Raw genomic sequence first — 21,368 nt, 5'->3', positions numbered from 1 at the left:
TACGGAAATTCATTCTAAGTCAGGGTAGACTATCTTTTAAAATAAAAGGCCTATAAATATGGGAAGCCTTTAGTTTAGTGTAGTTATCGGAGGTTCTGTTTAAATATTGATTATTTATAGATCAATATGAAGACCCCCCAATGGTAATACCTAGGGAGTTTTTAGGTGTTATTAATTGAATGATTCAACTGTTCAAGGCCTGCAGTACACGCTCTGGGGAGAAAGGCAGATGGCGTAGCGGTTTCCCAGTCAATTTCAGAAAGGCATTGGCTATGGCACAGGCGACCATAGGTGTGGCCGTTTCGCCTACCCCTTCGGGAATTTCTGAGGATTCCAGAATTACGGTTTCAATACTTTCAGGAATTTCCTGCATCCTTAGTAAATTATAATCATGATAATTGGATTGTTGCACTTGGCCATCTACAATGGTAATTTGTTCTTTTAGCACACTGCTTATACCCATAATGATGCCGCCTTCCATTTGGGCTTTTACATTGTCCGGTTGTACTACCACTCCAGCATCCAATGCGATCCAAAAGTGATGCACTAAGATATTGCCAGTACTTCGGTCTATGGATATTTCACAAACCCCAGTTCCCAAAGATCCATGTTCCACAAAAGCCATTCCTTTGGCCCTGCCTTCCACGGAAGGGGTATTCCATTGGGAGATTTCAGCGGCCTTTTCCAGAGTAGCCAATGCCCTGGGGGCCTTTGCCATTAATTTTCTTCTAAGTTCCAAAGGATCTGTGCCCTGCTTCCAAGCAATTTCATCCAGCATAGATTCAATGGCAAATTTATTGGGGCCATGTCCTACGGCACGCCAATGTTTTAGACGAATACCATTGGAGGCTTCCCGCCATTCCGCAAATTGGTTGGGGATGTCGTAATGATCATTGGCCACAGCACTGGCCACCAGGTTTCCACCGTCCCCTACCACAGCGTGCGAAAATGCCGTAATATTCCCTTCGGGATCTGTATTGACAGTTAGTCGCTGTAGGGAAAGTGGCCGGAATGCCCCATAGGTAACATCGTCCTCCCTGGTCCATATAAGTTTTACCGGAAGTGGTGCCATTTCTTTGGCTAGTATGGCACATTCCTCTACAAAATCGTTCATACTTCTTCTGCCAAATCCACCTCCCAAATATTGTAGATGTACGTTTACCTTTTCCGAGGCTATACCTAGTATTTTAGGTACTCCCAACTTGGTATCCGTTCCTTGTTGGCTGCCTACCCAAACTTCGGCACTGCCACCATCTTCAGCAACCTGTACCACTGCATTCAGCGGTTCCATTTGGGCATGGTATACATAATCGTTCTTATAGTCCACCTCATAGGTTTTGGCGGCGGTTCTTTTGGCCTTGGCAACATCCCCAATTTCGATGATCACTTTGCCCTTTTCTTTTTGTGAGGCTATTTTTTCATAGGTGCTATATACTTCCTGTGAGTTATGTCCGCTTGCTTTGGACTCGCTCCAATCTATTTTAAGGCTTTGTTTGGCATTCAAGGCCTGTTCTAGATTCTTGGCTACAATTCCAATGGCATAATCCAAGGGGATTATTTTTAATACCCCCTCCATAGCGAGGATCTCATTTTCATTGGTCAGGCTAGGTTTGGAGCCGTGTAGTTTTCCTCTTTCCAAAACTCCGTAAACCATTCCCGGCAAACGGATGTCTATCGCAAACATGGCACTGCCATCTACCTTGGCAGGGATCTCGGTACGGGGGATGTCTTTACCGACCAACTGGAAATCCTTAGGATTTTTTAATTGTGCTTCGCTAAAGTCGGGTAGTGTTTCTGGCATTTCCAAAAAGGGAACCAGGGCTCCGTAACTTATTTTTTGGTTGGTTTTTCCATGAAGTACATGACTATTGGATGTTGTCAGTTCCTCTATGGGTACTTCCCAATGTTTGGCGGCACTGCTCATTAAAACATAGCGGGCCTGGGCGCCTGCTTTTCGCATTACCTGATAGTAGCTATTTGTTGTTCTGCTGCCTACAGTAAACATCAGCTTACTTCCAGGGGCCCATCCTGGAGAACCGTATATCTCCGATTCCTGGGGTGAAAACTCCACCTTCACCATAGACCAGTCCGCGTCCATCTCTTCGGCAAAAATAAGCGGTAAGGAGGTCATGGATCCCTGCCCCATTTCGGCGGCCGGATTATAAATTGTGATTAGACCATCCTCGGACAATTTTACCCAGGCTGTAAGTGGCTGTTGAGCCAGTTGTTCCTTAATTTTCTTGGGGTCTTTGCAGGATATCAGCTGCGGCAGGATACCAGATACTCCAATAAAGAGTGCTACCCCAGAGGATGATTTAAGAAACTTCCTTCTACTGATTTCGGTTTTCGTTTGGACCATGGCTTTAGTTTTCAATGGATGTTGGGGTTTTTGCGGCGAGTTCAATAGCCTTAATAATACGTAGGTAGGTGCCGCAACGGCAAAGTATACCGTTCATATAGGTCTTTATTTCCTCCCTTGTGGGATTGGGATTGTTTTCCAAGAGGGCCACTGCCTGCATGATCTGCCCGGACTGACAATAGCCGCATTGTGGTGCCTGGGCTTCGATCCATGCCCTTTGTACGGGATGGTCGCAATTTTGGGACAAACCTTCTATGGTTTTAATTTTTTGTCCGTCCGCATAATTGTCCACTTGAAGAAGACAGGCTCTCACAGGCTGATTGTCGATATGTACCATACAGGCTCCACATTGACCTATGCCACAACTGTATTTGGTGCCGGTAAGGCCTAAATGTTCCCGCAATACCCAGAGTAGGGAAGTACCTTCGGCAACTTCTACTTTATGTTTGGAATTATTAATATCGAGTTGAAAGGTAGCCATGTCACAAAATGTTTTCTATTAAATTACTGAAAAAGAAGGATGTAGCCTATTTGGGGATTGAAAATTTTTGGAAATAGAGGATTTCTAAAGTATTGGCTGTGATGGCGAGGTATCAGTTTGTTGAGAAGTATGGAGAATATATCATGTATTGGTTGAGTTAGGTGTGTGATTTCTCCTCACTGTCGCTCGTTCGAAATGACCGAATTGGTCACTTCAACGGAGTTACTTTTTTAGGACAATTGGCATTTGCATTTATCTTGGGATTGCAATCCCTTCTGTCTCATCCACTGCTAGCGAAGGGTCCTACTTAATATTAAACTGCTAGTTCCATTTAGAAGTAGAAAAGTAAAAAACTGTTCCTTCCCCTAATCAGGGGAAGGTGGCTTCGACAGAGGAGAAGCCGGTAGGGGTGGGATACGCAAACCTTTCTTTGTGATAATGAGTTGCTTTCTGGCCATAACCAGTTGCTGGCACAGGTAGGTTCGTGCCGACTGTAACTCAATACAAAACCGAAATTAAACTTACGATATCAATGCCCTACCTCACAAGTACATCCCGTATGCGTTTCCCCATGCCAATCAAAGGCAGGGGCATAGTCGCTCATCTCCCAATAGAAAGGGCTTCTAGGGTTGTCATAGTTTCCAACCTCGTTCATGGTCTCCGTATCGTATAAGCGTCCATTGATCATGGTGTATTTAACCGAGTTGGAATTTTGAATATCTTCCAACGGGTTTTTGTCCAATATGATCAGATCGGCCAATTTACCTTCTTCCAAAGATCCCAGTTGCTCCTCCATTCCAAGATATGAGGCCCCATTAATTGTGGCTGCCTTTAAGGCTTCCATATTGCTCATCCCTCCTTGGGCCAACATCCAAAGTTCCCAATGTGCACCAAGGCCTTGCAATTGCCCGTGGGCACCGAGGTTTATTTTTACTCCGGCATCGGCCAATTTTTTGGTGGCTTGGGCAACCAGGATATGACCGTTCTCATATTCCTTAATGGGTGCCATGGTACGATGTCTGGAGCGTGCATCTATAATGCTTCTTGGGGTGTACATTAAAAGCTTTTCATTTTCCCAGACATTGGTGGTCTGGTACCAAAAGTATTCCCCGTTCAATCCGCCGTAATTAACGATCAGGGTAGGGGTGTAGGCTGTTTCGCTGGCCGACCATAATTGCAACACATCATCATATATAGGAGCTACTGGTATATTGTGTTCAATACCAGTGTGCCCGTCCAAAATCATGGACATATTATGAAAGAAGGTAGATCCCCCTTCTGGCACTACCTCTATCTGTTTCTCATGGGCAGCTTTAATAATCTGCTGTCTTTGGTCACGTCTGGGCTGATTGTAGCTTTTTACGGAAAACGCACCAAAGGCCTTGGTTCTTAGAATAGCGGAACGTGCATCTTCCAAATTGTTTACCGTAGCTTTAAAGTCGCCGTCCGCTCCGTATAAAATAACCCCGGTGGAGAATATTCTAGGGCCTACCATAGTTCCCGCCTTTACCATTTCCGATTGGGAAAATACCATTTCGGTATTGGCTGAAGGATCGTGGGTAGTGGTTACCCCATAGGCCAAATTGGCATAGTAGGGCCAGTGTTTTTGGGCACTCAAACCAAACCTAAAATGACTAAGATGTGCATGCGCATCCACTAATCCTGGCATTATGGTCTTACCGCTGACATCCAAAACTTTGACACCGGTAGGGATATTGACTACATCGCTGGAGCCAAGGTTTGTGATTTTATTGTTGTTGATGATGATGGTGCCATTCTCTATAACTTCATCATTGTTCATGGTAATGATCCTGGCCCCTATTAGGGCGATGGTTCCCTTAGGTTTGTCCGTTGGCAGGCTTAGGTTGATTTTAAGACCTACAGTGTCCATAGCCGGAATACTATCCGGAGCGCCTTCCATAAAGGTAAATTGTTGGTTGATGGCCGCATTAAAATAGGCATCGCCCAAAGTCCAATTTAGTTTGTCGCTATTCGAAGACCAGTGTAGATTAATGCCTGCATCACGGGCTACCTGAGCCACTGGAACATTGGTTGCCTTTCCGTCCAATTCAATGGTATTTCCAGTCTTGGGCAGGGCAGCAATATATACCTTGTACAAATTGGTAAAGGCCAGCCAGTTATCATCCGGACTGGGGATGATTCGTTGCGCGTATTTCGATTTTACAATTTCCCGTTCTTCCTTACCCTGGAGGTTAACGGATTTTAAGGTTTTGGTGATGTTTCCCAATAGATATCCTCCTGTTTGGTAGTAGATCCGAGAGGCATCTTTATTGAAACTTGGAAATATACCTTCCTTTACCACTAATTTTTTACTAGAGGTGATTCCGGATTTTCTGGATTCACTTATTTCCATAAGATAGATCCCGGGCTCTTTGGTATGTACATATCCCTGATGTTGATTTCCGTCTTCTTCTCGGTATACAATAAGGTTGTTGTTGATTGGGGAAAAGTTTGGCTCTCTATAAATAGCCTTTTCATTGGTTAGTTTAATAGGACGGTTTTTATTAGAGCTGAGGTCCAACCTATGTAAGGCCCCCATATGTTCATCGTTCCATGTTGCGTACACTAGATATTTTCCGTCCCTGGAAAAGGCCGGTTCATATTCCAGATCCTTTCCGGTGGTAAGTCGGGCAGGGGTGCCATTGGGCAGTGATTTTTTCCACAGGTAACCAGCGGCGTTAAATATCAGTGTTTTTCCGTCAGGGGAGGTTACCGCATTGCGTATGGCCTTTGGGGTAAAAGTCTCCGGAGCTGCATCGTTTTTAAATTTTAAAGCATTTACGATCTTGTGTTCTGCCGTAGCCTCAAAGGGAATATCGCTGGCCTTTAAGGAATTGAGGTCAATTTTTTTTATTTTTCCCTGGACCCAAATAACGATGGAGCTATCATCCGGGGTAAAATTGAAACCGGTATAAGGTCCAAATATGGCCCATGCTTCCTGTTGATCCTTGCTGAGTTGATCGTAAATAGGCCATTCCCTTCCGGTTTTAAGGTCGTGCAGGTAGAGCACTGTTTTTTCCCTTACCCTTTTTACAAAGGCCATTACATTTCCCTTGTGCGAAATTACAGGACGTATGGCGCCTCCAGGTCCGCCCGTTACCCTTTCAATTTCTCCATCTTCCAGGTTATAACGATTTATGACGTATATCTGGCTATTAGGGTCTTTGTTGTACTGAAATTCCCCTCCAGGATAAACGTCTTCGCTATAGTATACATATTTGCCGTCTGGCGAGGCCCAAGGCTCCCCAACATCCTGTTGGTCGTTTTTCTTTTTGGTAAGCTGAATACCTTTACCACCGGATTTATGGTACATCCAAATTTCCCCAGCACCTAGAGAACGTCCGGAGGTAAAATGTTTTCTGCAAAAAATATAATTGCCGTCCACAGACCAGACGGCATTGTTTACCAATCTAAAATCTTCCTTGGTTATCTGTTCGGCTTCGGAACCGTCTGTGTTCATCACCCAAATATTATCGCCTCCACCGGCATCGCTGGTAAAACTGATGTGCTTGCCGTCTGGGCTGTATCTGGGTTGCACTTCAAAGGCATGGCCGCCCCTGATTAAAGTGGCGGTGCCCCCGCTGATGGGCATGGTATAGATATCCCCCAGCATATCAAAAACGATCTGGTTCCCGTTCGGACTTACGTCCAGACTTATCCAAGAGCCCTCATTGGTAGTAATGGATACATTTTTAAAGGGTAGGGCAGGGGTGTTGACATCCCATTTGTCTTTTTTGGTTTCTTCTTTTTCCTGCGAGAAGGAGGTCTGGCAAATAAGTATTACAAGGACGAATAGGATACTGTTTTTCATAGAAGGTAATTCTAGCAAAATATTGTTCTGCATTTATGTTAAAAATAAAACTTTAAAGATAGCACTTTGTATTGATTTGCCCATTGGAAATGTGGCTTTGCGCGTTGGGTAAAGCATGTGTAGGTTGTGGTACTCGAAGTCTGGAGATTTCACTCGGCTGATAAGGAAAACAAAAAGAGAGCATTCGAGGTTTGGCAGGTCGCGTCTTCCTGCTCAAGGTAAGAGCATCGACTACTAGCTTCAAGCAAGATCGCACACTATTGGAGACAGAAAGTTTATTTAGTCAACGCTTTAATAATTCGCTCTTCGTTAATAACTATATCTCTAAATAAAACGTGTGGAAATTCCTGATATTTTGATTCCTTAAAGGCTTCAAAAATTTTGGATAAACTTGAGGCTTTCAAAAGGGATAAATTCATTTCGGTATCCATTTCGCAATCGTAAATAAAGTCATCGCTAAATTCAGGAGCTACGAGTAAAATTTTGACAATTCGCAAGTTATTTTTAAGGGCTAAATTCTGATAAGATTTTAATTGCCTTGATACCGTACTAAACTTATTGTAACCTTTTTCTTTTATTGTTTTACACTCAACAATTATTATTTCGTTGTTCCCTAAATTCAAAAGGATGTCCATCATGTCTTTTTGGGTATTCAGTTGATTTTTAAATTTATCATCAACAATAAATCCTAAAGATTTGAATATTATTTTGGTAAGTTCTTCAAATTTTAAACCAAGCTCACTCTCTTTAACTGAAATACCATTTTCCTTTAACAAGTTTAGGTTGCGGTAGCCGACATTTTCATAGTTTTCGAGATATAAATTTTCTACATCTTTATAATGCTCTAGTATATTGAGAATATCGTCCCCACGTTGTTTTATGCCATTGTCTTTAATGAATTTGGACAATTCAGGTTTTGTGATCAGATCTAAAATATCTCTAGGTTTAATATTATAGTCTAATAAAAAATCGGCATTCATAACATATTCATCCTGCAGTTCAAATTGTTCCTTTAAATCCTTGTTTAGTTTTGGGAGTGATACATTTAATTCGGCGAGCATTTTGTCAAAGCCATCTATTGAAATGCCAACTTTTTCATCCTTTTCAACATCTTCAAAATGTTCAATGAGACTATTTATTTTGTCTTCGAGGGTACTGCCTTTAAGATTAGGAATGTTTAGTCCTTTTTCACAAAGTTCATTTAGTGTTTTTTTCTTTTCGGTTAAGGTTATCCCTGGCTTGTAAATTTCGGATGAAAGTAAATCCGTGAATGAAATACCTTCTTTTATAATTTGTTCTATTTTTTGTGAATTGGATAATTTTCTATCAATATTATGTTCTTTGGCAATTTGGTTGATAATAGGTTCTCTCAATAGTTTTAATGTACGTCTGTAGAACTTTTCAGCAACTTCTTTTTTTCTTACTTTTCTTAATAACCTAACCATCTCATCAGCTACATACAGAGTATTTTCCTTTTTGGAAAAGAATACCACTCCAAGATTTTTCAGGTTGTTAATTACCTCCTGAATTTCGGCTTTCTTTACCGGTAGAATAGTATAATTAATTAGTTTCACATCTTCCTGTGACAGTCCTAGTTGTTTTGATAAGGTTAAAATTATTGATAATTCGTCAGAAGTTATTTTGGCTTCCCTGTTATTAATAATATCATTACTATAGGCAGTAGCTAAGCAAGCTTTATATATTCTATAATCTCTTTTTTTCGATTCACTCAATTCAGATTTTTCACTTTCAAGCTCCCAGTTTAAACTTTTGATTTTCCCCTTCAAATTTTTGATTTCGGTTTCGTAAAGTCTAGAAAACCAATCTTGTTTCATTATGCAATTTCCATCACGAATAATAATATCGATAAGAATATCCAATTGGGAATTGGCTTCCTGAAACTCACATACTACATATTCTGTAAATTCTTCGGAAGTCAAACTGAAAATATTAGATATATTAAGGCTATCAACTGATTTGAGGCCTTTGTCAGATGAACTTAAAATTTTTTCAATTTCTTTTAAGTTCTTGGGGTTTTTAGAAATAATATGGTCTATAATTTTTATAAAAGAGTTCTTTTCCAGTGAACCTAGTTTGTCCAATATTTTTTCTAATTTCATATGTTTCCCTTTTACACGTATTAATTATTTCTTGTAACAAATTTTTTGAAACCACCATCAAGGCTATGGCCAACAAGAAAGTGGTTGTTGGGTGTCTCGGCACAATATCTTGTGCGTAAAGTCCATTATTTCGGTAAAATTTTTGTGGGTGTATAGAGGGGGGAGTACTACAACCTGATGTTTGTTACTAACCTTCTAAGATATGAAATATTGGGTTTGCAATTGCCGTAATCGATAAAAGACGGAAATATCAGTTGAATTGCACACGGGGTCTTCCTTCAAATGGCGGTTGCTTCATAAGTCCATGAAGTCACCATGTTTTTCGCAGGGGATAATTTCAAAATCAGTTGAGACCTTAATATATAGTTTCAGTACCGCGATTAATAATAACCGCTTTTTGAATTATTTAGATTTACAATATTCTATTAGTGGTCCAGTTTTTTCGAAGTATTGCGCTCAAGATGCCGGAAAATAGAATCCCCAGTACGGTAACCATTATAAATTTAAGATAAGTGTTTAGCTCTAAGTCAACCAATACCATTTGAAGGTCGATAAGGTTTTAAATAATTTAATTTAGGGTCGTCCGATCAAGTCGAAAAGACCTTGTTAAAATCGATATATACAATTCGCTTTCTAACACTTTCCATTGATTATAATGAAAATTTAAATCCTACAGTATGTCATAATTATAGCCCGTGGAGGCATTTTATTATTATTTTTTATCGGAAATACAATAAGAAGAAATTTTTTCCAATTCATGGTTCCCGTTAAATTCATAAACGTCACATGCCGAAATAAAATTAACCCGTCTACCGTCCTTTATAAACTCGGCCGTTCCACTAACGACCACTTTATTGTCCGCAACAATAATATGATCCGTGATAAAGTTGGTCTGGACAGATTTAAAATAAGCAGCTGTTTGTTGGCAATTCGCAATTACGTCGGTTTTTCCGGTCAGCACATTTTCACCAATAATGTTCCAAGTAATATTTTCTGATAAATATGGAAATGCAAGTTCAAAATTTCCATTGGAAAAGGACACCGCTATTTCTTTAATTGAAGGCTTGTAATTTACCATGATTTAGTGCCATTTTTTTGGTTGTAATCGTGTAATTGTTGGCAAGCTATTATTCCTAATTTCCTGAATTCTAATTTATAAAATATTGGGTTTGGTAAACATGGGAGCATAACAAATTATTGGCTTAATTGTATATGGATCCTTCCAAAGCTTGAATATTTAAAAGAGAGATAAGGAGCCTGCCATTCAATAATGTATACTTGTACACAAGTTTTGGGGTGCAATGTGGGAGGAAGGAGTGGAGAGACAGTGGACGGTACTTACTTAAACAGTAAAAACAACAGGGCATAATCTTCTTTAAAGGCCTCCCTTATTTTGGTAAAGGCTATCCGCATTTGGGATTCTACCGTTTTTACGGAAATCCCCATTTGATCTGCAATTTCTTTATATTTCACCCCCTGAATCTTATTCAACACGATGATTTCTTTACATTTTGGGGGAAGGGAATCAATGACCTGTTTCATTTTTTGGATACGCTCTTCCAGGGCGTCGGAGTCTTCCTGAATTCTATCCACTAAAGCGCGTTCCCAAATTTGACCAAGCAATTTTTCCTGTTTTTTAGCCTTCTTAACGGTATCTATATATCTATTGTAGGCAATGGCATAGAGATATGCCTTTGGAGATTTGGTTTCGTCCAATTTTGACTTATCCTCCCAAAACCGGATAAAGGCGTGTTGTACAATATCTTCCGATTGTATTTTATCATTGGTATATGTGGCTATATAGGCCACCAACCGATTATAATAGATATTGAATAGATATTTGAAAGCACACCTATCGCCGTTTTTCATGGCAATCACTGCCTCAATTTCATTCATTTGTCCTAGCTGTTGGTTTGGTAGGTTGTTGGAACATAAGTGCGAATATCAAATTTTTTTTTAATTCTTTTTAAGGGTTTTATATTTTTTTAAAGTATTGGTTGTGTAATGTGTAATGAAAGTGATTTTCGGAACTAACACATAACGGGAGAAAATTGGTGATAAGATAATGAAAAAAAATATAACTAAGCTGCTTCTTGGTACAATTACAGAAAAGGAGATTATTGAGCTTCGGGACTGGTTGAAGGATGAAAAAAATCAAACTATTCTTGAATCTTATGTTCGTGATAATCACGATTTAAATTTGGCAACATTGGAAAATAATCTTGATGATGCCTATAACAAAGTTACCCACGAAATCGACATTAATACAAAACCGGTTAAAAAACTTTTCCCACTTTGGACAAAGTTTGCGGCTGCAGCAGCTATTGCATTGCTAATTGGTTTGGGATTCTACTTTCAACAAAATACCTCAACAAACCATGGTCAATGTTGTAAGGCACCTTTGGTGCCAGAGGACGAACCTATTACCTTGGAATTGGATAATGGTACCATTCAGACCATTGATATTACAGGAAAGAAGGAAGTTAGGGATTCGGATGGAAATATTATTGGGGCCCAAGAGCAAAATCAGATCAGTTATTCCCATGCTGTCCAAAAGGAAGATTTGGTGTTTAATACCTTAAAAATACCCCACGGGAAAAAATTTCAATTGGTTTTATCAGACAGTACTATAGTTCACTTGAATGCTGGGAGTTCCTTAAGATATCCAGTAGCTTTTTTAACCGAAGGTCCAAGAGAGGTCTTTCTTACCGGGGAGGCTTATTTTGATGTTGCCAAAAATGTATCCAACCCATTTGTTGTAAATGTGAACGAACTGGATGTGAAAGTTTTGGGAACGCAGTTTAATGTATCGGCCTATGATGAGGATAAAAATATCGATGTTGTTCTGGTTGAGGGGGCTGTGAGTTTGGATAATAAAAAGGAATTGGAGGATGCGGTTGTTACCTTAACTCCAGGTCAAAAAGGTTCTTTTGACTATGCCTCCAAAGGCATATTGGTAAATAAGGTAAATACAAGCCAATATACTTCTTGGATGCAGGGGCATTTGGTTTTTAGGAATTTAACTTTTAATCAGATCTTGGCAAAATTGGAGCGCCATTATAACATAGAGTTGGAAAATAGCAATATTGCTTTGGGAAAAGAAATATTTAACGCCAGTTTCAATGATGTTAAAATTGATGAGGTGCTTAGTTATTTCAATGACACCCATGAAATAGATTATACCATACAGGAAAATAAGGTAATCATTAAATAGAAGTAGAACCCTAAAACAAATAAACTATGACATAGAATTTCGAATTGAATCTTCGTCACTCTGAATTCATAAAAAAGAACCGGAAAATGCGCTAACATTTCCCGGTTAAAAAGAGTGATCGAGTAATTATTTACTAACCACACTTAAACATTCAAAAATATGAAAAAACCACTTAACCAGCGGAGGTTAGGCAAACCTTTGTTGAAATTTGACTTAAAAATGAAACTGACCACGCTACTGTTGTTTACCACTCTATTAGGTTTACAGGCCAATGATAGCTATGCGCAAAAGACTAAGGTTACCTTGGCCGTAGAGAACGCTACAGTGCGGGACATTATTGATGACATTGAATCTACTACGAAATTCCGATTTATTTATAAGGTAAAGGATGTAAACCTACAGCGTAAATTATCCTTGAGTGTTAATAAGGAGCACATTGATACCGTATTGAGAAGTTTATTTGGTAGTACACACACCGTATATAAAGTGCGCGGGACACAAATTATCTTAACTCAAGACGAAAATTTAAAAATTCCTCAAACGGTTTCTAAACAATCCCAAAATGACACTAAACAGGATCAAGTTCTGGTTTCGGGTCTAATTACCGATGAATCTGGCGTCCCTATGCCAGGAGCCAATATTGTAGAAAAAGGCACTACCAATGGTACCCAGGCCGATTTTGACGGTAAGTTTTCAATTCAATTGGACAGTGAAAATGCAACGCTTGTAATATCATATATTGGATTTGCAACACAAGAAGTCGCTCTTAATGGAAGAACGGATATCTCAGTTATTCTAAAAGAGGATGCCGCTGGCCTTGATGAAATTGTTGTGGTAGGATATGCCACCCAAAAGAAGTCTACCTTAACTGGTTCGGTAAGTACTATGCAAGGGAAGGAAATAGCGAGCATCCCTACTTCCAATGTTTCCCAGAATCTTGCCGGTAGGATGACCGGTGTTAGTATGAGGCCAAATGGTGGTGCTCCTGGAAGTGATAACCCGGATATTTATATTCGAGGGGTTGTCTCTACGGGTAATACTAGCCCTTTGATCGTGGTAGATGGAATACGCAGGGACAACATGAGCCAAATAGACCCCAATGTAATCGAGTCCGTAACCGTACTTAAGGATGCGGCCGCAGTTGCGCCTTTTGGTATTGGGGGTGCCAATGGGGTTATTGTTATTACTACCAAAAAAGGCAAGACTGGTAAACCTACAATCAGTTTGAGCAGTTCTTATGGTTTTCAAAACCCGACCTACCTTCCAGAAATGCTGAGTGCCCGGGATTATATGGCCTTGCAGAATGAAGGATACTTTAATTTAAACCCTTCGGGAACTACTCCTCCGAATGATCCAGGCCTTATAGCCGATTACAACCAATTACACTTGTCAGATCCATACAAATACCCAGACTCCAATTTTACGGATGAGTTTGCAAAAAATACAGGGGTATCCATTAACAACTTCCAGATAAGTGGAGGGACCGATGTGATAAAATATAATGCCGGTCTGGGTTACTTTGATCAAGAGGGAATTTTTGACCCCGTAGGCTACCAACGGTATAACTACAACATGAGTTTGGATATTCAGGCCACCAAGACCACCAAGTTCGGAATGTCACTTTACGGTTCTATAGAGCATACGGACGGTATCGATGCCGATGAAAACCTGACCCACTTAATGAGAAGTTTCTATAAGTTTGTGCCTATACAAACCTTGAGATACCCGGAAGGGGACAAATGGGGCGAATCTTCGGGAGGTAGCCCAGTAGGGGTATTGGAGTCCGAAGGTTATCGCAAGGATGAGGATAATACCTTACTCAGTTCGGTTTATGTTGAACAAGAATTACCTTTTATTCCTGGATTAAAGGTGAAGGGGGTTTTTAGTTATGACCCCACTACGAACAATGATAAACTTTGGCACGTCCCTTTTATTTTTTATAATATTGACCTGGATCAGCAACCTTATACCTATACCGAGGCAATTTCCCTGCAGGAAGGTGCCGGACAGCCATATACTTGGCTGCAGGTGGAAAACCGTAGGCAAACAAAATTCACCTATCAAGGGTACCTTAATTATGATCGTATTTTTGGGGACCATAGTGTTTCCGCCTTGTTCGTGGCAGAGGCTCGCGAGACCAAAAATGACTTTTTCAATGCCCGTAGGAACAATTTTGCTATTGAAATAGATGAGTTGAGCTTGGGAAGTTCAGATAAATTGGATTATGATAATGGCGGATCTTCAGGAACTGCAAGTGAGATCGGTTATGTATATCGTTTAGGATATACTTTTAAGGATAAATATATCCTGGAAGCCTCTGGTAGGTATGATGGACACTATTCCTTTGCACCAGGAGAACGTTGGGGCTATTTCCCAGCTTTTTCAGCCGCATGGAGAATATCTGAGGAAAGTTTTATGAAGGAGATGACCTCCGTCAATAGTTTAAAGGTTAGGTCCTCCTGGGGTAAATCGGGGAACCTTCCCTATATCGATGGCAATCTTGCCGCATTTCAATATTTGGCAGGATACGATTTACGTGGTAACGCCTATGCCTTTGGAAATGGAAGCCTTGTACAGGGGTCTAGGGTAAGTACAGAGCCCAACCCCAATATTACATGGGAAATATCGACCAAATTTGATATAGGTTTTGACCTTACTATGTGGAACGGTCTTTTTAATATGGAGTTCGACTTCTTCCACGAGGATCGAACTGGAATGCTTCTTGCACCGCAGGTTACTGTGCCGGTTGAATATGGTTTGGCCCTCTCCCAAGAAAACAAGGGGTCTATGGATAACAACGGATTTGAAGTGGGATTGGGAACCCAAAAAATGTGGGATAATGGTTTTCGATTTTCCCTTAATGCCAACCTTAGCTATGCCGAGAACAATATGTTGGAAGTGTTCCAATCGGATGCGGAAAGGGACAATCCTAATAGAACTAGGGTAGGACGACCCTTTGGAACGCCCTATGGTTATAAATCTTTGGGTCTTTTCTCTACGGCCGATGATATCAACGGAGACGGAATTATAAACAGTACGGATGGCTATAACGTGGTACAATTTGGGGATTTGCACCCAGGAGACGTTAGGTATGCGGATTTAAGTGGCCCTGATGGCACACCTGATGGGATAATCGATTCGAATGACCAAACGGTAATAGGTAATCCTGTTTACCCGTCGGTTACCTATGGTTTTAACACCACGGCGGAGTATAAGGGCTTTAACCTTTCCTTATTTTTCCAGGGGGTGGCTAATTCGGACATTAATATCCAAACTTTTTTGACATCCCCTTTTGCCAATAATGGAAGTAATACCTCGTATGAATATTTCAACAACAGATGGACCCCGGACCATCAAAATGCAAGTTATCCCAGGGCTACACCCTCACCATATTCCAACAATACGCAAGCTTCAGATTTTTGGATGGTAGATACAGGATACGTACGTCTTAAAACTGCAGTTTTGGGTTATACCCTTCCAAAAAGCGTGTCCGAAAAGCTAAATATGGAATCGATAAGTTTGCGTTTAACGGGACAGAACCTGTTTACCATAAGTAAATTGGATTTTATAGACCCAGAATTGGGGTATACCGATCGTGAAAACTCCTATCCTATTACTAAGACATTGTCTTTTGGAGTCGATATTTCTTTTTAACTTAAAAATCATAAAAACCATGAAAGGATTAATATATAAAATCAGTACTATTGGAATCTGTGCATCGCTCTTATTGGGTGCCATTTCATGTGATACGGAGGATTTTCTGGAGAACGAGAATAAATCCAAACTAACCGATGCCACCCAATGGGCCTCAGAAGCCAATGCCGATATCTTTATCAATGACGTCTACAGTGAAATTCCCAGGATTTGTACACTGGCGGAGCAATTGGATTATTATACCGATGACTACAACATTAGTCATTACTATACGGCTTCCAACTGGAGACAGGGAATATGTCAGGCACCATCCTCTAGCAATGATAGCCCATGGGGCGGTACTTATGGCCCTACAAATGGGTATACTTGGAGAAACTTTTTCGTAAAATTGAGGAAATGCAACACGGGAATTCAAAAATTGGAGGAGAACAGGGAAAACTATTCGGACGAGTATTACGTACAACGGGTGGCCGAACTTAGGTTTTTACGAGCTTTCTTTTATAGCGAGTACTTTATGCATGTTGGCGGCTTGCCTATTATCACTGAGCCACTGGACAGAAATACCATGAGCGAGGATGAACTCCTGGTTCCCAGATCAACATTCGAAGAAACCTTTAATTTTATTACGGGAGAACTTGGTGCTATCGTTGATGATGGTAGTTTGGAAGTAAAATATAATAACGGGAATGGTGACGCAGGTCGCGCCACCTTGGGAGCTGCCCTAGCTCTAAAAGGATGGCTGGAATTGTTTGCCGCAAGTCCTTTGTTCAACAGCGGTACTGCATATCTTTCGGATCCTGGAAATTTCGTGCATTTCGCAACAGCTGATGCTGGACGTTGGGCGACTGCGGCGGCGACGAACAAAAGGTTTATCGATCTTTATGATGGCACCTATGATCTGTTCGACGACCTTCCAAATCTTTGGCGGGCTTCCAATGAATACAATGTGGAGATTATTTGGGATAGACAAATTGTGGCCAATGTGGGCGGAATGGGATCCAATTATGAAAGACGCGGTGGACCTACCTATGTATTGGGCAATTACCTGACCTGGGGGAATTATAACCCTACCCAGGAATTGGTAGATCAGTTTGCCATGGCCAATGGATTGCCTATTACCGACCCGGCTTCCGGGTATGATCCTCAAAACCCTTATGAAAACAGGGAAAAGCGCTTCTATGATTTCATTGTTTATGACGGGGCTACTTACAAATTGGATTGGATGCCTACAGAGGATATTATCTATACCCGTATCGATGAGACCTATGCCAATCCAGACAAGACCAACCAGATAGACCTTGCAGGTAAGACCGATGTTGGGGATTCTGGCTATTACCAAAAGAAACGATTGAATCCAGATGCGGCCCCTGGAAACGATGCCAGCGGACAAAATGATGTTTTCTATAGGTATGCAGAAGTTCTATTGAACTATGCCGAGGCGCAGAACGAAGCCGTTGGGCCGGATCCATCTGTCTACAATGCTATCAACAGAGTCAGGGATCGTTCAGATCTTCCAGACCTTCCGGCCGGCCTCAGCAAAGAAGAGATGAGAGAAGCAATCCATAAGGAACGTAGGGTAGAACTGTGTTTTGAGAACAAGAGATATTTTGACAACAAGCGCTTGATGCAGCAGGAGGAGACTATGGGAGTCCCAAGACACAATATGGTCATCAGGAATTCAAGCCCCGTGGATAATTCTGGTACTTGGGTCTACAGCGTCGAGGAAGAGGTGAAATATACGGCCAAGTTTGAGGCCAAACAATATATGAGCCCAATTCCACAAGATGTTATAGATCAAAATCCAAATATTGAACAAAATCCGGGATATTAGGAGCTAGGCTCCATATAAAAGTTTTTAATAAGAGGCTGAACGAAAATTTATTGATTTATATAGCTGTTGTAAATATTTTATGGCTAAAAACGATAATTTTTGTTCAGACTCTTTTTTTTTAGTGTTTTACTTTGTGGGGTAAACCTGTAAAATTATTTACCCATTAGCCTTATGAAAACCTTTCGTTTGGGAGCTGTGTTCCAAAAAATGGAATAGGTATAAGTATTAGGATGTGTTATTGCCAAATTTTTGGACAACCATTTACTCCCTTTATGGAATCTCGGAAATTCTATAAAAATTAGGGATAAAATATAAATGATCCAACCCATCATAAATGAAAAATCTTTAAAGATGTACTCAAAATTAATTCTATATATTTCAGTATTAGGTCTCTTGTCGGCCAACTTTTCCTTTTCCCAATCTAAGACCGAATTGCCGAATATTCTCTGGATTGTAGCCGAAGACCTAAGCCCCTATTTAGGTTGCTATGGCGATGCCAATGCCATTACACCCAACTTGGACAAATTGGCAACTGAAGGTACCCGTTATCTTAATGCCTTCGCCAATACCCCTGTTTGTGCCCCTGCCAGATCCACCTTGATTACAGGGATGTACGCCTCCACCACTGGTACTCATAACATGAGAAGCACCTATAACATTCCTTCTTATATAAGGAGCTATTCCCAGTATTTAATGGATAAGGGCTATTATTGTACAAATAACGCCAAGGAAGATTACAATTCGTCCATGTTGAAGCGGAACATATGGGACGAAAGCTCGGATAAGGCACATTATAAGAATAAAAAGAAAGGCCAACCTTTCTTTGCCATTTTTAATGTAGGAATTTCGCATGAGCACGTAATCCATAATTATGACCCTAAGGATCTTGTCCATGATCCCTCAAAAATGAATTTACCTCCTTATCATCCCGATAGTCCGGATATTAGAAAGGATTGGGCAAAATCATACGATAACATCACGTTGATGGATAAACAGGTTGGGGAAATTCTAAAGGATCTTAAAAAAAGTGGACAAGAGGATAACACTATTGTTTTCTTCTATGGTGATCACGGGGGCATTTTGCCAAGAAGCAAAAGGTTTTTATACGATACGGGAACACGTGTACCACTCCTAATTAAATTTCCGCCAAAGTATATGAAACTGGCTCCTACCAAGCCCAATGGCACGGACGATCGATTGGTTAGTTTTATAGACTTTGGTCCAACGGTCATGAGCCTCGCTGGGATTCCTACGCCTGAGCATATGGACGGAAAGCCATTTTTGGGAAAATATAACTCTGAAGCACCTGACCATGTCAATTTTTTTCGAGGCAGGATGGATGAACGCATCGATTATATGCTGGGGGTATGTGATAAAGGTTATCGGCTCATTTATAATTTCTATCCCGATCGACCTACAGGTCAGCATATTTCATATCTGTGGAGAGCTGCTGCGGCCCGGGCTTGGGAGCAGGCCTATAGAAATGGGAAATGCAGTGAAGCGCAAAGCTATTTTTGGGAGAAAAAACCAACTGTGGAACTATACGATATGAAGAATGACCCTTGGGAGATCAATAATCTTGCAGATAAACCAGAATACAAAATAGTAAAGGAAAAACTTTTTGGGAAGTTGATAGATAATGCCATCAATACCAAGAATGCCTCTTTTATACCGGAATCCGAGCTTATTGAAATTAATAGAACAGGAACAATATATGAGTATGCCCAATCTGAAAATTATCCTATTGAGCAAATTGTAGATGTTGCAATTAAGTCGGCTACCGGAGATGAGGACAACTATGCTCTATTTCAAAAAGGGATTACCCATAAAAATGCCACGGTACGCTATTGGAGTTTAATAGGACTGACACGGATTGCCGCCCAAGAATGGGATACGCAGCAAGCTATAAAGGAATTATTGAACGATGATTGCCCCGATGTAGCTATTCTGGCCGCAAAAACCTTATATCAAATTGGGCAAACCGGTATTGCAAGCGAAACAATTTCTAAATATCTGAATGAGGAACATCTAGGCATTAAATTGATTGCGATAAATGCTATTCAGCAAATTGGTGATGGGGCATTTGCTCATTTCAAGAGTCAATTGGACAACGTTTATAAGTTGAATTCCTTAAAAGATGAAGGAAGCAACACTATATATATCAAGGATATTATAAGCGAAGGTGAAAAAAGGATAGGTACAAATAAAAATCAATAATACTATACCGTCAATCTTGAGTTAGTTTAGTTCAAAGGAACATTGGGAAACCACTGTTCCTTTTTTTTTCCATTTTATAATATGTTTTAATGCCAGTAATTGACACCACAACAAATCTGCATTTCATGGTATGGGTTTATTTATTTTTTGCAATCTTTATACACCACTAAATTTTAATTAGACCGAAATGAACGTATTTAGAAAATCAATAGGCATTGAATTGGCATTGCTTTTTTTACTTTTTTACCATGGAGCTTTTTCCCAAACTCCGGAGAAGAACAGGCCCAACGTCATTGTAATTTTGACCGATGACCAGGGATCCATAGATTTGAATAGTTATGGGGCTACCGACCTGCATACCCCAAATATGGATAGATTGGCTAAGGAGGGGGTAAGGTTTACCCAATTCTATGCTGGAGCACCGGTATGTTCACCATCACGTGCCGCCCTAATGACCGGGAAGACCAATTTACGGGCAGGTCTGGAGGGTAATGTTCCAATACCCGAACGAGCGGAAATTAGCGGGGAACATGGATTGCCTACCGAGCAGATCACTATGGCAGAGATGCTTAAGCCCAATGGCTATTATACGGCCCTGATTGGTAAGTGGCACCTCGGACATAGGGAACAGAACTTGCCCAACGGACAGGGATTTGATTATTTTTTCGGACATCAGCGAGGTTGCATTGATAATTATTCCCACACCTTTTATTGGGACGGGCCCAACAAACACGACTTGTATAGAAATTCAGAGGAGGTATATTATGATGGCCAACATTTTTCCGATTTAATGGTGGAAGAAGTCAAACAGGTTATCAACCATAGACAGGATGAGCCTTTTTTTATTTATTGGGCGTTTAATGCACCGCACTATCCCTATCAAGGTACCACAAAGTGGTTGGAGCATTACAAGGATCTTCCAACGCCAAGAAGGGAATACGCCGCTTTCGTGTCCAATACAGATGAGAAAATTGGTAATGTCTTGGATTATCTGGACGAGATGGGTATAGCGGATAACACTATTGTTGTTTTCCAATCAGATCACGGGCATTCCTTGGAGGAAAGGGCATTTTGGGGAGGAGGTAATGCTGGGCCTTATAGGGGAAGCAAATTCAGTTTGTTCGAAGGGGGTATCCGTGTGCCGGCCATAATACGTTATCCGGGAATTATTCCCGCAAATGAAGTTCGCGATCAGTTGAGTATGGAAATGGATTGGTTTACTACTATAGCAGAATTGACCAACTCCAAAGTGCCCGATAATTTGGATGGAAAAAGTCTTATGCCCATTATTCTGGATAATAAAAAAGAATCAGGTCATGAGGTAGTGCACTGGCAATTGGGGAGTTATGACGACAAAATGGCCCAATGGGCAGTGCGCAAAGGTCCTTGGAAACTTATTGGAAATGTAAGAGAACCTGTTGTTGAAGGGAAGAAAATCGAGTTGGAAAAATTATACTTGTTGAATTTGGAAAATGACATTGGTGAAAAGAACAATTTGGCCAAGTCCTATCCGAAGAAGTTGAACGAACTATTACAGTTACATACTACTTGGATAAAATCGGTGCGGTCACAAATGAAACAGTAGGTAATTTTATATTCGTTTATGGCTGATCTAAAAATTGTTTGAGTTAGTTTAGAATAACAAGGAACATTGTGAACC

The 21,368-nt window shown here is 40.6% G+C and carries 11 protein-coding genes; 5 read left to right on the top strand and 6 right to left on the bottom strand.

From position 1 onward, the window contains the following. Positions 1 to 184: 184 nt before the first annotated feature. The 6 genes from LV92_RS17705 to LV92_RS17680 all read right to left on the bottom strand — a co-directional run bounded on the left by LV92_RS17705 (position 185) and on the right by LV92_RS17680 (position 10,688). Complete coding sequence (locus LV92_RS17705; protein ID WP_111625080.1) at positions 185 to 2,359, bottom strand: xanthine dehydrogenase family protein molybdopterin-binding subunit; 2,175 nt, start codon at positions 2,357 to 2,359, stop codon at positions 185 to 187. A gap of 4 nt (positions 2,360 to 2,363) precedes the next feature. Further along, complete coding sequence (locus LV92_RS17700) at positions 2,364 to 2,840, bottom strand: (2Fe-2S)-binding protein (RefSeq protein ID WP_111624936.1); 477 nt, start codon at positions 2,838 to 2,840, stop codon at positions 2,364 to 2,366. Between the two features lie 529 nt (positions 2,841 to 3,369). Further along, positions 3,370 to 6,672: an amidohydrolase family protein gene (locus tag LV92_RS17695; protein ID WP_111624935.1), complete on the bottom strand. Its 3,303-nt coding sequence runs from the start codon at positions 6,670 to 6,672 to the stop codon at positions 3,370 to 3,372. A 275-nt stretch (positions 6,673 to 6,947) separates the two neighbouring features. Further along, entirely contained in the window at positions 6,948 to 8,792 is a 1,845-nt protein-coding gene (locus LV92_RS17690; protein ID WP_111624934.1) for a hypothetical protein, read from the bottom strand. A gap of 712 nt (positions 8,793 to 9,504) precedes the next feature. Beyond that, entirely contained in the window at positions 9,505 to 9,870 is a 366-nt protein-coding gene (locus LV92_RS17685) for a nuclear transport factor 2 family protein (protein WP_085500656.1), read from the bottom strand. A 260-nt stretch (positions 9,871 to 10,130) separates the two neighbouring features. After that, a complete protein-coding gene (locus LV92_RS17680) occupies positions 10,131 to 10,688 on the bottom strand; it encodes an RNA polymerase sigma factor (RefSeq protein WP_072860701.1) in 558 nt (185 codons plus the stop codon). Positions 10,689 to 10,857: 169 nt separating this feature from the next. On the opposite strand from LV92_RS17680, the gene LV92_RS17675 reads away from it, so the two are divergent. From LV92_RS17675 to LV92_RS17650, 5 genes are all read left to right on the top strand, one after another. After that, positions 10,858 to 12,006, top strand: a complete 1,149-nt coding sequence (locus LV92_RS17675; protein ID WP_111624933.1) for a FecR family protein — start codon at positions 10,858 to 10,860, stop codon at positions 12,004 to 12,006. 159 nt (positions 12,007 to 12,165) lie between these two features. Continuing rightward, a complete protein-coding gene (locus tag LV92_RS17670) occupies positions 12,166 to 15,660 on the top strand; it encodes a TonB-dependent receptor (protein WP_211323013.1) in 3,495 nt (1,164 codons plus the stop codon). Positions 15,661 to 15,679: 19 nt separating this feature from the next. Then, entirely contained in the window at positions 15,680 to 17,491 is a 1,812-nt protein-coding gene (locus LV92_RS17665) for a RagB/SusD family nutrient uptake outer membrane protein (RefSeq protein WP_111624932.1), read from the top strand. Between the two features lie 351 nt (positions 17,492 to 17,842). Continuing rightward, on the top strand, positions 17,843 to 19,708 hold the full coding sequence (locus LV92_RS17655; protein ID WP_170126355.1) for a sulfatase-like hydrolase/transferase: 1,866 nt from the start codon (positions 17,843 to 17,845) through the stop codon (positions 19,706 to 19,708). Between the two features lie 187 nt (positions 19,709 to 19,895). Next, on the top strand, positions 19,896 to 21,293 hold the full coding sequence (locus tag LV92_RS17650; protein ID WP_111624929.1) for a sulfatase family protein: 1,398 nt from the start codon (positions 19,896 to 19,898) through the stop codon (positions 21,291 to 21,293). The last annotated feature ends 75 nt before the right edge of the window (positions 21,294 to 21,368 follow it).

Source organism: Arenibacter echinorum (assembly GCF_003259375.1).
Classification (GTDB): Bacteria; Bacteroidota; Bacteroidia; order Flavobacteriales; family Flavobacteriaceae; genus Arenibacter; species Arenibacter echinorum.
The sequence above is the reverse complement of the archived record's forward strand: the minus strand, read 5'-3'. Positions and strand labels throughout refer to the sequence as shown.

Bases quoted from the DNA above. Each gene is read 5' to 3' on its own strand.
- LV92_RS17655 (WP_170126355.1), top strand. From the start codon at position 17,843: ATGTACTCAAAATTAATTCTATATATTTCAGTATTAGGTCTCTTGTCG.
- LV92_RS17685 (WP_085500656.1), bottom strand. From the start codon at position 9,870: ATGGTAAATTACAAGCCTTCAATTAAAGAAATAGCGGTGTCCTTTTCC.
- LV92_RS17695 (WP_111624935.1), bottom strand. From the start codon at position 6,672: ATGAAAAACAGTATCCTATTCGTCCTTGTAATACTTATTTGCCAGACC.
- LV92_RS17700 (WP_111624936.1), bottom strand. From the start codon at position 2,840: ATGGCTACCTTTCAACTCGATATTAATAATTCCAAACATAAAGTAGAA.
- LV92_RS17675 (WP_111624933.1), top strand. From the start codon at position 10,858: ATGAAAAAAAATATAACTAAGCTGCTTCTTGGTACAATTACAGAAAAG.
- LV92_RS17680 (WP_072860701.1), bottom strand. From the start codon at position 10,688: ATGAATGAAATTGAGGCAGTGATTGCCATGAAAAACGGCGATAGGTGT.
- LV92_RS17670 (WP_211323013.1), top strand. From the start codon at position 12,166: ATGAAAAAACCACTTAACCAGCGGAGGTTAGGCAAACCTTTGTTGAAA.
- LV92_RS17650 (WP_111624929.1), top strand. From the start codon at position 19,896: ATGAACGTATTTAGAAAATCAATAGGCATTGAATTGGCATTGCTTTTT.
- LV92_RS17665 (WP_111624932.1), top strand. From the start codon at position 15,680: ATGAAAGGATTAATATATAAAATCAGTACTATTGGAATCTGTGCATCG.
- LV92_RS17705 (WP_111625080.1), bottom strand. From the start codon at position 2,359: ATGGTCCAAACGAAAACCGAAATCAGTAGAAGGAAGTTTCTTAAATCA.
- LV92_RS17690 (WP_111624934.1), bottom strand. From the start codon at position 8,792: ATGAAATTAGAAAAAATATTGGACAAACTAGGTTCACTGGAAAAGAAC.